The 14,479-nt window shown below is 72.2% G+C and carries 11 protein-coding genes, 1 tRNA gene and 3 pseudogenes; 8 read left to right on the top strand and 7 right to left on the bottom strand.

Features of this window, described 5'->3' with window-relative positions; genetic code table 11:
* Positions 1 to 118 precede the first annotated feature (118 nt).
* Positions 119 to 1,033: an NlpC/P60 family protein gene (locus RE027_RS10040; protein ID WP_368808115.1), complete on the top strand. Its 915-nt coding sequence runs from the start codon at positions 119 to 121 to the stop codon at positions 1,031 to 1,033.
* Between the two features lie 156 nt (positions 1,034 to 1,189).
* The gene (locus RE027_RS10035; RefSeq protein WP_368808114.1) at positions 1,190 to 1,456 is read left to right on the top strand and encodes a hypothetical protein; all 267 of its coding nucleotides are present in this window, start codon (positions 1,190 to 1,192) and stop codon (positions 1,454 to 1,456) included.
* On the opposite strand, the pseudogene RE027_RS18295 reads toward RE027_RS10035, so the two are convergent.
* Together RE027_RS18295 and RE027_RS18290 are read right to left on the bottom strand one after the other, a co-directional pair.
* Positions 1,374 to 1,805: pseudogene (locus RE027_RS18295) on the bottom strand (NUDIX hydrolase); the annotation flags it as partial. The gene RE027_RS10035 and the pseudogene RE027_RS18295 overlap by 83 nt on opposite strands.
* Before the next feature lie 84 nt (positions 1,806 to 1,889).
* Positions 1,890 to 2,771: pseudogene (locus RE027_RS18290) on the bottom strand (DUF4031 domain-containing protein); the annotation flags it as partial.
* Between the two features lie 64 nt (positions 2,772 to 2,835).
* Between RE027_RS18290 and RE027_RS10025 the strand changes: the two are divergent.
* Positions 2,836 to 2,908: transfer RNA gene (locus RE027_RS10025), tRNA-Arg, on the top strand.
* Positions 2,909 to 2,962: 54 nt separating this feature from the next.
* Here the strand turns inward: RE027_RS10025 and RE027_RS10020 are convergent.
* Complete coding sequence (locus RE027_RS10020) at positions 2,963 to 3,643, bottom strand: hypothetical protein (protein WP_368808112.1); 681 nt, start codon at positions 3,641 to 3,643, stop codon at positions 2,963 to 2,965.
* 147 nt (positions 3,644 to 3,790) lie between these two features.
* Here RE027_RS10020 and RE027_RS10015 point away from each other — a divergent pair, with 147 nt between their 5' ends.
* Both RE027_RS10015 and pcrA read left to right on the top strand, forming a co-directional pair.
* The gene (locus tag RE027_RS10015) at positions 3,791 to 4,519 is read left to right on the top strand and encodes an NHL repeat-containing protein (protein ID WP_368808111.1); all 729 of its coding nucleotides are present in this window, start codon (positions 3,791 to 3,793) and stop codon (positions 4,517 to 4,519) included.
* 43 nt (positions 4,520 to 4,562) lie between these two features.
* Positions 4,563 to 7,025 (top strand): DNA helicase PcrA, encoded by a 2,463-nt coding sequence (pcrA, locus tag RE027_RS10010; protein ID WP_368808110.1) that lies wholly within the window; start codon positions 4,563 to 4,565, stop codon positions 7,023 to 7,025.
* Between the two features lie 170 nt (positions 7,026 to 7,195).
* Here the strand turns inward: pcrA and RE027_RS10005 are convergent, their stop codons facing one another.
* The 3 genes from RE027_RS10005 to RE027_RS09995 all read right to left on the bottom strand — a co-directional run bounded on the left by RE027_RS10005 (position 7,196) and on the right by RE027_RS09995 (position 10,475).
* Positions 7,196 to 8,641: a sugar porter family MFS transporter gene (locus RE027_RS10005; protein WP_368808109.1), complete on the bottom strand. Its 1,446-nt coding sequence runs from the start codon at positions 8,639 to 8,641 to the stop codon at positions 7,196 to 7,198.
* Positions 8,642 to 8,954: 313 nt separating this feature from the next.
* A complete protein-coding gene (locus RE027_RS10000; protein WP_368808108.1) occupies positions 8,955 to 9,494 on the bottom strand; it encodes a hypothetical protein in 540 nt (179 codons plus the stop codon).
* A gap of 231 nt (positions 9,495 to 9,725) precedes the next feature.
* Entirely contained in the window at positions 9,726 to 10,475 is a 750-nt protein-coding gene (locus tag RE027_RS09995) for a hypothetical protein (protein ID WP_368808107.1), read from the bottom strand.
* 264 nt (positions 10,476 to 10,739) lie between these two features.
* Between RE027_RS09995 and sucC the strand changes: the two genes are divergently transcribed.
* Positions 10,740 to 11,909: an ADP-forming succinate--CoA ligase subunit beta gene (sucC, locus tag RE027_RS09990; RefSeq protein WP_368808106.1), complete on the top strand. Its 1,170-nt coding sequence runs from the start codon at positions 10,740 to 10,742 to the stop codon at positions 11,907 to 11,909.
* Between the two features lie 39 nt (positions 11,910 to 11,948).
* Complete coding sequence (gene sucD, locus RE027_RS09985; protein WP_368808105.1) at positions 11,949 to 12,866, top strand: succinate--CoA ligase subunit alpha; 918 nt, start codon at positions 11,949 to 11,951, stop codon at positions 12,864 to 12,866.
* A gap of 142 nt (positions 12,867 to 13,008) precedes the next feature.
* Here the strand turns inward: sucD and RE027_RS09980 are convergent.
* Positions 13,009 to 13,149 (bottom strand): annotated as a pseudogene (locus RE027_RS09980) (tautomerase family protein); the annotation flags it as partial.
* Positions 13,150 to 13,503: 354 nt separating this feature from the next.
* Here RE027_RS09980 and RE027_RS09975 point away from each other — a divergent pair.
* Entirely contained in the window at positions 13,504 to 14,463 is a 960-nt protein-coding gene (locus tag RE027_RS09975; protein ID WP_368808104.1) for a sugar phosphate isomerase/epimerase family protein, read from the top strand.
* Positions 14,464 to 14,479: the final 16 nt, after the last annotated feature.

Here is a 14,479-nt window from a genome sequence, read left to right as displayed (position 1 = left end):
CGGATCACCGCGCTGCCGGACACCGCAGCACCCCGCGTACCGCGCGGGGTGGTCCGTGCTGTCATCGCACCGCTCCGGCAGATCCGCCCGGCCCTCCAGAAAGCCTCCTGAACCCCTCATGACTCGTGATCTGAACTCCTCGAACGGCATCGGCTCGCTCCTCACCGGCAAGGCCCGCACCGCGGCCGCCGTCGCGGCCTTCTCCGGCCTGGCCCTGGCCACCACCGTCTCCGTGCAGGCCGCCCCGGCCCAGGAGGCCGCCGCCGACGCCCCGCTGTCGGCCGTCGCCGCCGCGACCCCCTCCGCCGCCCCCACCGTGTCCCTCGAGCCGGTCGCCCACGTGACCAAGGCCGAGAAGAAGGTGGAGGCGAAGACCGAGAAGAAGGCGGAGCCCGAGACGGCGAAGAAGGCCGAGGCCCCCCAGCCCGTCGTCGCCCCCGCTTCACAGCCGGTCGTGCAGGCGGCCCCCGTGGCCCAGGCCGCTCCCGCCGCCGCCCCCGTGGCCCAGGCGCCCGCGGCCCCCGTGGTCCAGGCCGCTCCGGCGCCCGAGCCGGCCCCGGTGGCCGCGCCGGCGCCGAAGCCCGCCCCGGTCGCCGCTCCGGTGGCCGCCCCGGCACCGAAGCCTGCCCCGGTGGCCGCGCCGGCGCCGAAGCCCGCCCCGGCCCCGGTCGCCGAGCGCACCGTCACCCCGCAGAGCTCCGCCTCCGGCAAGGGCGCCACCATCGCCTCGGCGGCCCTCGGTCAGATCGGCGTGGCCCAGGACTGCACGGCCGCGGTCACCAACGCGCTGCGCGCCGCCGGCATCAACCACCACGGCTGGCCGGCCTCCTACCTGAGCCTCGGGACCCAGGTCTCCGCCGGCCAGGCCCAGCCGGGCGACCTCGTCTACTACGCCGACGGCGGCATGGGCATGGCCCACATCGGCGTCTACATCGGTGGCGGCAAGGCCGTCCACGGCGGCTGGAACGGCGGCACGACCGTCGTCGACAGCGTCAACGTGGGCTCCGGGCCCGTCTTCGTCCGCGTGCGCTGACCGCACGCGAGCACCGCTTCGGGTGCGCGGTTCCTGGTCGGCCAGACGGGAACCGCGCACCCGCTGTTTAACGGTTCCCCTCGGCCACCTGCTCGCCGGCCGGGACCCGTGCTGAGGGCCCCGGCCGGCGGGAGCGGACGCCGATAGGATGGGCCCATGCCCACCGACTACAGCCGCAACGCCCGCACGAGCCTCGACCGCGAGTACGCCTACATGGCCTACGGCATGATCGGCGGGGCCGTGCCCGGCATCGTGGCCGGGTTCGTCGTGGCCGCGTTCGTGGGCCACGCCGCCATGTGGCTGTCCGTCCTCGGCGGCGTCGGCATCGTGCTGGGCCTGCTCACCGGGATTCTGCTCCACCGGAGGCGCCGCTCCGCGGACGAGGCCGCGGCCCACCGGGGGAGCGGCGCAGCGCCGGAATGACGTGCTCGCGGAGCAGCGGGGCGAGGTCGTCCGGCAGCGCGGCGAGCGCGGTGTCGTCCAGCGGCTGCCAGCGCAGCTCCTCGATCTCCGCGCGTGCCACCGGGTGCCCGGTCAGGGGCGCCGTGAACACCGTGCAGCGCACCCACGTGCCGGGCTCGTTCGCGGCGGGGGACTCGAACTCGCCCAGCAGCCGCAGCTGTCCGGGGTGCAGGTGCAGCCCGACCTCCTCGGCGGTCTCCCGCACGGCCGCCTCGGCCGGCGACTCCCCGGGGTCGAGCTTCCCGCCCACCAGCATGAAGCGGTCCGTGCCCCGCTTGCGCACCGTGAGCAGGGCTCCGTCGTCGTCGTGCAGGCACACGGCCGTGATGGTGAGGACCTCCACGTCGCCCGTCGCCCCCGGGGAGGCGCGGCGCTCCGCCGCACGCAGCCGGCGGATCTCGTCCGCCAGGTTCCGGGCCGCGCCGGCGCCCCAGCGCCGCTGCGCCGCCGGCGTGCGGTAGAGCGGCTGCTGCCGCCACAGCCCTTCGAGCACCCGCAGCCGCCCGGCCGCGAAGTCGTCGTCGGGCACGTGGGCGTACTCGCGGCGCACGCCGGCGGTGTAGGCCTCGTACGTCCCGGGGGCCGAGCCCAGCACCGCCAGGTCCGCGTCGAGCAGCAGCGCCCCGGGGAGGTCTCCGGGCCCGGCCGCGTGGTCGAGGGTCAGCAGGACCAGCCGCTGCACCTCGGCGACCACGCCGGGCGCGAGGCCGGCGCCGGTCAGCCGGTCCCGGGCCAGCGCGGCGGAGTCCCGCTCGTCCTGCCCGGGCCGGCCCGCGTAGACGGCGTCGTGGAACCAGGCGGCGAGCACGAGGGCGTCGTGCTGCTCCGGGCTCAGGGACTCCCCGGTCTCCGCGACCAGCTGCCCGAGCGCCTCGAGCACCGCCAGCAGGTGCGAGCGGCCGTGGTAGTGGCGGTGGGGCTCGCCCCACCGCTCGACCAGCTCCGCCCCCAGCTGCGGCAGGGCGGGGAACCGCCCGTCCCACCGCCGGCGCAGCACCCGGGCGATCCGCTCCGGGCGTGCCCGTGCGGGCACGCGCAGCCCGCTGCGCAGGAGCACGCGCGTGAGCTCACGCCCCTCGACGGGCCGGGCCCCCGCGGCGACCGCCGCGTCGTAGAGGCTGCCCCGCACGTCGTAGTGGTCCCGGTCGAACGCGCGACGGGGCACGCCCAGCCGGTCGGCGAAGGCGTGCAGCTCCTCGTACGACGCGTCGGAGACCAGGTGCGAGAAGTGCGTCCCGTGGGCGGGCCACAGCGGCGGATCGATGTAGACGGGCATGCGACCGATCCTAGACGCGACAGGTTCGCGGGGCCCCCGGGGAGCACCTAGACTGTTCGGCGTCGCCCTCGTAGCTCAGGGGATAGAGCACGGCTCTCCTAAAGCCGGTGTCGTTGGTTCGAATCCAATCGGGGGCACGCACGGACGCCCCGGACCACCCGGTCCGGGGCGTCCTCCGTCCGGGGCCGCGGTCAGGGGCGCGGGCCGGACCCGCTGCGGGAGCGCGGGGCGTCCTCGGCCGGCGGCTCCTGCACCCGGCGCCGCAGCGCCTCCACCGCCGTGGCCACGGTCACGGCCAGCAGCAGCACGAGCAGCACCCAGCGGGCGACGACCAGGGCGGACGCCGCGGCCACGGCGGAGCCGTCCCCGGGGTCCGCGAGCGCGGCGTCGATCGCCGCGTTGCCCGCCAGGGAGACGGCCGCGAAGCCGAGCACGACCGCGGACCGGAGCCAGCGGCGGACGCGCGAGGCCGTGTGGAGGGCGACGAACAGCAACCACGCCAGACCCACGAACAGCGGGGCGAGCAGCCCGGACGAGCGGTGCACGGCCTCGTACTGGGCGCGCCCCGGCTCGCCGAGGGCCGCGGCGAGCCGCTGCGCGTGGGCCTGGTCGAAGCCGCCCGGCATCCACTCCGGCAGGAGCAGGCCGTCCGCGGCGGAGGCGCCGAGCAGGGGGAGCACCCAGGCGTGCACGTACAGCCACAGGAGCGCGGAGACGCCCATGGCCACGCCCACGACCAGCCCGGAGCTGGACCGCGTGGGCCGCGGCCGCAGCTCGCCCGGGCGCGCCTCGTGCAGGCGCGTCCCCCGGGGCGGCCCCGGGAGGGCCGTGCTGCCGTGCTTGCGTGCCTTCTGCGCCCGTGTCAGTCCCATGCCCCCATTATCCGGTCGCGCGTCCACCGCCGAACGCACGGGCCCAGGAGTAGGCTGAGGCCACCCGCACCGGCCTCGGGCCGGCGGAGGTACGGCCCGGCCGCCCACGACCGGGCGTTCGACGAGGACGACACGGAGGTGCCGGTCATGGAACTGTCCATCGGACTCCCGGACGGCCTGCTCATGCGGCTGACCGAGGGCAATGTGCTGACGCTGTTCGAGAAGGACCACGAGACGGTGCGCCGCACGGTGGACTGCTCCGTCCTCGGCGACGCCCCCATCGCGGACATGGTGTGGTCGCACAAGCTCTCGGCCGTGATCGCCGCGGTGCCGTCGCTCCACCGGCTGTTCCGCTGGGACCCGTACACCGACGTGCTGTACGAGTTCGCGGGCACGGGGGAGCCCGGCCGGCGGGACGGCAAGGCGGGGCAGGCCAAGTTCGCGGCCACCGTCTCGATCACCGAGGACGGCAGCGGGACCCTGTGGCTCGTCGACCGCGACTCCTCGTCCCTGCGCTGCATCGAGATCGACACGGACAAGCCCGACGGCGGACCGCTGGTCTGCACCGTGGTGGGCCGGGCCGGCGAGGGCTTCGCGGACGGGCCGGCGGACACCGCCCAGCTCGACCACCCCGAGGACCTGCAGATCCTCTACGACGGCTCGGTCGTGATCGCCGACACCGGCAACGACGCCATCCGCCACCTCGACCCGGCCAGCCGGGAACTGGACACCGTCTACGGGGGAGAGGACTCCGAGGCGGTGGAGTTCGACGACGACATCCGGCTGAAGCGGCCCGTGCGGGTGACCGTGGCCGACTCGGAGCTGTGGGTCGACGACGACAACGGGCGGCACCGGCTCGAGCTGCACTTCGTCTGAGGCCGGCCCCGGCGTCCCCGGGCCTCGGTAGACTGGGGCCACGATGGACTACCTCTTCGACAACCCGCTCCTGCCCTCCGCCTCCGTGGCGCGCCCCGGCGCGAGCGCCCCGCCACGCCGGGGCGCCGTCTCCGCGGAGGCCCTCGTGGAGGGTCTCAACGAACCGCAGCGGGCCGCCGTCGAGCACTCCGGCGCCCCGCTGCTGATCGTCGCGGGCGCGGGATCCGGCAAGACCCGCGTGCTGACCCACCGGATCGCCCACCTCCTGGCCACGGGCCGGGCCCACCAGGGCGAGATCCTGGCGATCACCTTCACGAACAAGGCCGCCGCCGAGATGCGGGAGCGCGTGGTCGAGCTCGTGGGGGAGTCCGCGAAGTCGATGTCGATCTCCACGTTCCACTCGTTCTGCGTGCGGGTCCTGCGCCGCGAGGCCACGAGCGTGGGACTGAAGTCGACCTTCTCCATCTACGACTCCGCCGACTCCCTGCGCCTGATCACCCTCGTGGCCAAGCAGCACGACCTCGACCCGAAGCGCTTCGCGCCCAAGAGCATCCAGCACAGGATCTCCGCGCTGAAGAACGAGCTCGTCGACGACGAGACGTACCTGGCCCGGGTCTCCGAGACGGATCCCTTCGAGAGCGCGGTGGCCCAGGTCTACCGCGGCTACACCGAGCGGCTGCGCGCGGCCAACGCGATGGACTTCGACGACCTCATCGGCCAGACCGTGCACATGTTCCGGGCGTTCCCGCAGGTCGCCGAGTACTACCGGCGCCGGTACCGGCACGTGCTCATCGACGAGTACCAGGACACCAACCACGCGCAGTACGCGCTGGTCCGCGAGCTCGTCGGGACGGGCGCGGAGCCCGGCCCCGGGGCGAGTCCGGTGCCGCCCGCCGAGCTGACGGTCGTGGGCGACTCCGACCAGTCGATCTACGCGTTCCGCGGGGCCGACATCCGCAACATCGTCGACTTCGAGCAGGACTACCCGCAGGCGCGGACCATCCTGCTGGAGCAGAACTACCGGTCCACCCAGAACATCCTCACCGCCGCGAACGCCGTGATCGCCAAGAACAAGGCGCGCCGGGACAAGCGGCTGTGGACCGCGTCCGGCGACGGCGAGAAGATCACCGGCTACGCCGCCGAGAACGAGCACGAGGAGGCCCGGTTCATCGCCGAGGAGATCGACCGCCTCCAGGACGAGGACGGCTACCGTCCCGGCGACGTCGCCGTCTTCTACCGCACCAACGCCCAGTCCCGCTCCCTCGAGGAGATCCTCATGCGCGTGGGCCTGCCCTACAAGGTGGTGGGCGGCACCCGCTTCTACGAGCGCAAGGAGATCAAGGACGCCCTGTCCTACCTGCGCTCGATCGTGAACCCGGACGACGACATCACCGTCCGCCGCATCGTGAACGAGCCCAGGCGCGGCATCGGGGACCGCGCCGAGGGCGCCGCCGCCGCGCTCGCCGAGCGCGAGCGGATCTCCTTCATGGACGCGCTGCGCCGCGCCGACGAGGCCCCCGGGATGGCCACCCGGTCGCTGAACGCGGTCAAGGCGTTCGTCCAGCTCATGGACGACCTCGCCTCCGTCGCCGAGGGCTCGGGTGCCGCCTCGGTGCTCGAGGCGGTGCTCGAGCAGTCGGGCTACCTCGCCGCGCTGCGCGGGTCCTCCGACCCGCAGGACGAGTCGCGGGTGGAGAACCTGGCGGAGCTCGTCGCCGTGGTGCGGGAGTTCGAGCGGGACCGCCCGGACGCCGGGCTGCCCGAGTTCCTCGAGCACGTCTCCCTCGTGGCCGACGCCGACCAGATCCCGAACCGGCCCGCGGGGGCCTCGGGGGACGGGCCGAGCGCCGAGCAGATCGCGGCGGAGGTCGCCGAGGCCCGGGCGCAGGGCGTGGTCACGCTGATGACCCTGCACACCGCCAAGGGCCTCGAGTTCCCGGTGGTCTTCCTCACCGGCATGGAGCACGGGCTGTTCCCCCACCAGCGGTCCCTCACGGACGAGAAGGAGATGGAGGAGGAGCGGCGACTGGCCTACGTGGGCCTGACGCGGGCCCGGGAGCGCCTGTACCTCACCCGCTCCGAGTTCCGCTCCATGTGGGGCCAGTCCCAGTACAACCCGGCCAGCCCGTTCCTCGACGAGATCCCGGCGGAGCTCGTCGACTGGAAGCGGGAGGGGTCCTCGGCCCCGGCCCCGTGGGGATCCTCCCTGCACGGCGGCGCCGCACAGCGGGACCCGATGCGGGGCTCCTACTGGGGTGCCGCGGCCTCCTCCGGCGCGGCCTTCGAGCGCATGGGCACGTCCCGGGCCACGGCGGCGGGCCGGGTGCAGCCCAACAAGGAGATCCCCAGCCTCTCCGTCGGCGACACCGTGGACCACAAGGCGTTCGGCAAGGGGACCGTGGTCTCCGTCGAGGGGGCCGGCGACAAGACCGTGGCGAAGGTGCGCTTCGGCGGGGACGAGAAACGGCTGCTGCTGCGCTACGCCCCGCTCACCAAGGTGGGCTGAGCCCCGCCGCCGCGGTCCCGGGCGCCCCGCAGGACCCCGCCGTGGACGGTTGCGCACGCGTGTCCACTGGAGTGTCCAGGGAACGGGAGAGCCTCCGGGTGGGGGTGTGGCCCTTCGATCCGCCACGCCCCACCCGGAGGCCCTCCTCGTGCCAGGGTGTTCCCGGCCTCCTATGAGTCCTTCGCCTTGACCGTGTAGATCGCGCCGGTCGAGACGTCCTCCTCGAGCGCCTCGAGCGTGCGTCCCCGGGTCTCCGGGACCTGTGTGTAGACGAAGATCAGCGCCAGCACGCCGACTCCGGCGAAGAGGAAGAACGTGCCGGTGATCCCGACGGCGTTGACCAGGGAGGGGAAGTAGAGCGAGAGGATGCCGTTGGCGATCCACAGCGCGAAGACGGACACCCCGATCCCGAAGCCGCGCATGTGCAGCGGGAACACCTCGGAGAGGTAGACCCACACGGCGACGTTGAGGAAGGTCTGCATCGACCCGACGAAGGCCACCACCAGGGCCAGGATCACCCAGGGCCGCATCGGGTTGCCCGGCTCCAGGGTCATCGCGGAGAACCCGATCAGCAGGTGGAAGGTGGTCGTGAGGCTCAGACCGATCATGAAGGTCTTCCGCCGGTCGAGCCGGTCCATCAGGTACAGTGCGATCAGGCCGCCGATCACGGCGATCACCCCCGGGGCGATGTTGGCGATCAGGGCCGCATCGGCCTCGAAGCCCGATTCGATGAGCACGATCTGGCCGTAGTACATGATCGAGTTGATGCCGGTGAGCTGCTGGGCCACGCCCAGGCCGATGCCGACCAGCATGATGCGGATCAGGTTCTTGTTGGTCAGGATCGTGCCCAGCCCGATCTGGTTCTCGGCCCTCTCCTCCTCGGTGATGTGCTCGACCTCGCCGAGCTCGGCGATCGCCCGGTCCTCGGAGCGCACCGTCTTGAGCACCTGGAGGGCGTCCTCGTGCCGGCCCTTCTCGACGAGCCACCGCGGGGACTCCGGCATCCGCAGCATCCCGATGAACAGTGCCACGGCCGGAAGCGCGGAGATCGCGAACATGATCCGCCAGACGCTCGGGTCATCGGAGACGTTGCCGATGATCGCGTTGATCACGAACGCCGAGAGCTGGCCGATCACGATGGCCACCTCGTTGCGGCCGGCGATCGATCCGCGGATCTCATACGGTGCCATCTCCGCGAGGAAGACGGGCACCACTGCCGAGGCCCCGCCGACGGCCAGGCCCAGGCAGATGCGCCCGGCCACCAGGATCTCGAAGTTGGGGGTGAACACGACGATGGCCGTGCCGATGAAGAACAGGACGGCCAGCAGGAGGATGGTGCGCCGCCGCCCCCAGGCGTCGGAGATGCGCCCGCCGGAGAGCGCCCCGAAGGCGGCCGCGAAGACGAGCGAGCTGGTGACCACGCCCTCGGTGAACGGGGTGAGGCCGAGCTCGGCCGACATCGGGCGCAGCGCGCCGTTGATGACACCGGTGTCGTAGCCGAAGAGCAGGCCGCCGAAGCAGGCGACGATGGAGATCAGACCGAGGTACTTGCGATGCGGTCCGGGGGTGAGGGGAGGCAGCGCGGCGGCTGCCTCCCGGGGTGCTGATGTGGCCATCGAAGGCTCCTTCGTCCATGCGCAGAACTGCGCTCTTCACACTGTTGGTTCGCCGGTTCGACGGGCCACTCGGCACGTGACCCACGTCTCACTCGTAATGATGTCCTTATGTTAGGACATATGGGGGAGGGATGAAACCCTGCGGAACTAATTTCGTGTGACCGCCGCAGCAGCGGGGGCCGGGGCGGCGGGCGAAGGGTCCGGGTGTCAGGGCTTCGGGGGCCTTCGGGTCCCCGCTTGTGCTGCTCTCGCCCCCCGTGCCCGTCCCGACCGTCCCGGAAGGACTGCTGCCACCTCGGCCGGGCCTCGTTCCTCACGTCCTCCGACGATGATGGAGGAGCAGCAGGCGCGCGTAGCCGTCCGTGAGCCGGTCGATGAGGTCGACCTTCGCGTAGTCGCTCTCGGAGATCCTGCGGACGGTGTGGAGGGAGATCCCGTCGTACTCCACGGGATGGGGCAGGTGGTGCCGCCCGTCGGGCGGCTCCACCTCCAGCCGCCACGCACCCAGGTCCATCTGCGGTGTCGGGCCGGAGACCCGCTTGCGAGCCCACAGCCGGCCGTCCGTGCCGACGACCAGGCCGCGGATCACGTGCCACCCGTGACCGCACCCGACCCCGGAGAACGCATGGCCGAACAGGGGGTACGACCTCGCGCCCCGGGGGACGTACACGAGTCCGGCCGGCTTCAGCCCCTCTGCGCGCAGCAGTTCACTCGCCTCGACGGCGACCTGCCGGACCTCTTCCACGGCCCGCTCCAGACCGGCCTCGCGGTCATGCGGCGCTCGCCGGACCGACTCCTGCCCGCCCGCCTCCATGGCATCGGCCCGGGAGCGCTGCTCGTCCTCGATGCCCATGCCGGCTCCTCACCTCGATGGCCACGATCCTATGTGCGCCGCGCCACTCGGGAGTGACCCGGATCGGACGGCGCCCGCGTGTTTCCGTCCCGCCCAGCCGCGGCCGGGCCCGCGACGCCTGTCGAGGCCGGCCCATCACGTCCGGCCGTCGCCGGGCGACCGCCGAACGGTTCCCGTCGGCGGTCGCCGGGCCCGCACTCCCGGCGGACCCGGGCGGTCACCACCTGCCGTCTAGACGAACAGGAGCACCACGACCGCGGCGGGGGCCGTCCAGCGCAGCGACTTGCCGGTGAGGTTGTGCACCATCCCGAGGAGCGTGCAGCACACCACGGCCGAGGCCACGGAGGCCCACCCGCCGAGGACGAGCCCGGGCAGGGCCAGCAGGGCCCCCAGCACGAGCCCGCCCACCGGGGCCGCGCGGGTCCACGGGGCCGGTCGCTGCAGCTCCGCGGCCCGCTGCACGCACGTCAGCACCAGCGCCAGGAGCAGGGACCGGCCCACGTGGTAGGCGGCGAAGCCGACCATGCCCAGCCACGCGCCCCCGCCGTAGTCGGCGTAGAGGTCGAGGTAGAGCTGGATCGGCTGGAGCCGCCACTGGCCCACGAGGAAGACCGGCAGGATCACCCCCAGCAGCACCGCGGCCACGAACAGCACGAGAGCGGTGGTGGTCCGCCGGTGGTCGACCGCTGGGGAGAGCTCGGCGGCGGAGGGCGGGGGGGCCGCGGGATCGGCCGCGCGGTGGCGCAGCCACGCCACCAGTCCGCGCTGGATCCCGACCCAGGCCGCGCCCAGGCACAGCCAGGTGAGGACCTGCCAGCCCAGCGGGTAGACGTCGGGGATCTCGCCGGTGAGCGTGAGCACCGTGCCGTCGACCACGGCCTCCAGGCCGAGGGCCACGAAGGCGAAGGTCGCGATGGAGACGAGGAAGCCGGGATCGGCGGGGGCGAACGCCCGGTTCTCGGGGGAGTCTACGGAGCTCATGGGATCAGTCAATCAAGAAACGTCCGGGAACTCGTGCGCGCCCTCGGTTGCCGCCGCCGATTCAGCATGGACTACAGTCTCGTACAGGGAGTGCTCCGGTTCGTCCCGCGCCCGGGAACGGCTCCGCGGAACGGGCTGGACGCATCCGGCAGGCCTCGGCCGGCCGGATGCACGGTGCTCCGTTCACCATCAGGTCGGAGGACGACCCGTCTACTGCCCGGGCCGTCGCCGATCCACGACTTCGACGAAGAAGGGCATTCACCCGTGGACCTGTTCGAATACCAGGCACGCGACCTGTTCGAGAAGCACGGCGTCCCCGTGCTCCAGGGCATCGTCGCGACCACCCCGGAAGAAGCAAAGGCCGCCGCCGAGAAGATCGGCGGAGTCACCGTCGTGAAGGCCCAGGTCAAGGTCGGGGGCCGCGGCAAGGCCGGTGGCGTGAAGGTCGCCAAGACCGCCGACGAGGCCTACGACCACGCCCAGCAGATCCTCGGCATGGACATCAAGGGCCACACCGTCCACCGGGTCATGATCGCCCAGGGCGCGGACATCGCCGAGGAGTACTACTTCTCGATCCTGCTGGACCGCGCCAACCGCTCGTACCTGGCCATGTGCTCCGTCGAGGGTGGCGTGGAGATCGAGCAGCTCGCCGTCGAGCGGCCCGAGGCCCTCGCCCGCGTCGAGGTCGTCCCCACCGAGGGCATCACCGAGGCCAAGGCCCGCGAGATCGTGGAGCAGGCGAAGTTCGACGAGGAGACCGCGGCCAAGGTGGTGCCGGTCCTGGTCAAGCTGTGGGACGTCTTCAAGCAGGAGGACGCCACGCTGGTGGAGGTCAACCCGCTGGTCAAGACCGGCGACGGGCAGGTCATCGCTCTCGACGGCAAGGTCACCCTCGACGAGAACGCCGAGTTCCGCCAGGCCGACCACGCCGCGCTCGCGGACAAGTCCAGCGCCGACCCGCTCGAGGAGAAGGCCAAGGAGCACGACCTCAACTACGTCAAGCTCGACGGCGAGGTCGGCATCATCGGCAACGGCGCGGGCCTGGTCATGTCCACCCTGGACGTCGTCGCCTACGCCGGCGAGAAGCACGGCAACGTCAAGCCGGCCAACTTCCTGGACATCGGCGGCGGCGCCTCGGCCGAGATCATGGCCGCCGGCCTGGACGTGATCCTCAACGACCCGCAGGTGAAGTCCGTGTTCGTCAACGTCTTCGGCGGGATCACCGCGTGCGACGCCGTGGCCAACGGCATCGTGAAGGCCCTCGAGATCCTCGGCGACGAGGAGGACAAGCCGCTCGTGGTCCGCCTGGACGGCAACAACGTCGAGGAGGGCCGGCGCATCCTCGCCGGCGCCGACCACCCGCTGGTCACCCTCGCCGAGACGATGGACGAGGGCGCGGACAAGGCTGCCGAGCTCGCCCACGCCGCCAAGTAACCCGCCGACCGGACGAACACTTCTAAGGAACGAACAGCAATGGCTATCTTTTTGAACAAGGACTCCAAGGTCATCGTTCAGGGCATCACCGGCGGCGAGGGCACCAAGCACACCGGTCGCATGCTCGCGGCGGGGACCCAGGTCATGGGCGGCGTGAACGCCCGCAAGGCCGGCACCACGGTGGCCCACCAGGACAAGGACGGCAACGACGTCGAGCTGCCGGTCTTCGGCACCGTCGCCGAGGCCGTCGAGAAGACCGGCGCGGACGTCTCGATCGTCTTCGTGCCGCCGGCCTTCACGAAGGACGCCGTGATCGAGGCCGTCGACGCCGAGGTCCCGCTCGTCGTGGTCATCACCGAGGGCATCCCGGTGCAGGACTCCGCGGAGTTCTGGGCCTACGCGCAGTCGAAGACCGGTGCCGACGGCAAGCAGACCACCCGCATCATCGGCCCGAACTGCCCCGGCATCATCACCCCGGGCGAGTCGCTGGTGGGCATCACCCCGGCGAACATCACCGGCAAGGGCAGGATCGGCCTGGTCTCCAAGTCCGGCACCCTCACCTACCAGATGATGTACGAGCTGCGGGACATCGGGTTCACCACCGCCATCGGCATCGGCGGCGACCCGGTCATCGGGACCACTCACATCGACGCGCTCGAGGCGTTCGAGGCGGACCCCGAGACCGAGGCCATCGTGATGATCGGCGAGATCGGCGGCGACGCCGAGGAGCGCGCCGCGGACTTCATCAAGGCCAACGTGAGCAAGCCGGTCGTCGGCTACGTCGCGGGCTTCACGGCTCCCGAGGGCAAGACCATGGGCCACGCCGGCGCCATCGTCTCCGGGTCCTCGGGCACCGCACAGGCCAAGAAGGAGGCCCTCGAGGCCGCGGGCGTGAAGGTCGGCAAGACCCCGTCCGAGACCGCCCAGCTGATGCGGGAGGTCTTCGAGAGCAAGTGATCCGGCGGGCTCCGGCCCGATGCTCGACCACGGGGAAGGCCCCGGCCACGCATCGCGTGGCCGGGGCCTTCCCCGTGGTCGGCGACCGGGAGCCCTGGAGCTGTCCCTCGAGGAACGGGGCGACGCCCCGGCCGAAGGACCAGTGCTCGCGGGTGTTCTCCGTGACCGAGGCGATCAGGTCCTGGGGGTCCAGCCCGGTGCGCTGCTCGAGCCGGTCGGCCGGAGCACGCAGCCGCTCGGGGGTGCGGCGGCCTGCGACGACGTCGATGCGCACGAGGGGCATGGTGCGGACCTCTCGTTCGGGGCGCCGACGGGACCGCCGCCGTGTCCTCCCGGTGGTCGGAGGCGTCGTGGAGCGGATCCCGCCCCACGGGGACGTCGCCGAGACCACACGGTGCTGCATGATTGTTATTACATTAAGACAAAGCGGGAAGTGCTCGTGCTTCCGCCCGTCCGCCAGGTGCACGGCCCGGGTCGGACCGGGGTCGGCCGATCGGCGACCCGCCCCCTGGGGCATTGGACGTTATGTCTTTACAAACTGACCTAGTTCAGTATCCTGGTTGTGATCCCGACCACTGATCGCCCGGACGACGGACCGTGGTGGTGATCAGGGACCAGAACCAGGAAGCAGGTCATCATGGAGCAGCAGAACGCGACCACCACGACCGCCGGCGCGGCGGCGCAGCAGAAGAACCCCGTGCTCATCGGCACGGCCCCGGACTCCTGGGGTGTGTGGTTCCCGGACGACCCCCAGCAGACCCCCTGGGAGCGCTTCCTCGACGAGGTCGCCGAGGCCGGCTACTCCTGGATCGAGCTCGGCCCCTACGGGTACCTGCCCACCGACCCGGCCCGGCTCGCCGACGAGCTCGCCCAGCGCGACCTGAAGGTCTCGGCGGGCACCGTCTTCACCGCCTTCCACCGCGGCGCCGACCAGTGGCAGCAGGCCTGGGAGCCCGCCCGCAAGGTCGCCGAGCTGACGGCCGCCATGGGCGGCGAGCACATCGTGGTCATCCCGGCCATGTGGCGCGACGACGTCACGGGCGAGGCGCTCGAGAACGAGCACCTGAGCGAGGAGCAGTGGCACGCCCTGTGCACGGGCCACGACCGTCTGGGGAAGGTGCTCCGCGAGGAGTACGGCCTCCAGCAGCAGTTCCACTCCCACGCGGACTCCCACGTCTGCGGCCAGCCCGACATCGAGACCTTCCTGCAGCGCACGGACCCCGAGCTGGTCACCCTGTGCCTGGACACCGGCCACGCCGAGTACGGCGGGGCGTCGTCGGTGGACCTGATCCGCAAGTACCCCGAGCGGATCGGCTACCTGCACCTGAAGCAGATCGACCCCGTCGTCCTCGAGCGAGTGCGCCGGGAGAACATGACCTGGGCCGCCGCGAACCTGGCCGGCGTCATGGTGGAGCCCCCGGCCGGCCTGCCGGACCTCGCGGCGGTGATCGCGGAGGTCGAGAAGCTGGACCGGCCGATCTTCGGCATCGTCGAGCAGGACATGTACCCCGTCTCCTCCTTCGACGTCCCGCTGCCCATCGCCACCCGCACCCGCTCCTACCTGCTGGGCTGCGGGTCCCGCACGAGCGTCCGCTGACCCGCCCCGGTCCCGC

The sequence above is a fragment of the Kocuria sabuli genome, from assembly GCF_040981185.1.
GTDB lineage: Bacteria > Actinomycetota > Actinomycetes > Actinomycetales > Micrococcaceae > Kocuria > Kocuria sabuli.
Note: the sequence above shows the minus strand (reverse complement) of the source record. Positions and strands in the feature narration are given on the sequence as shown.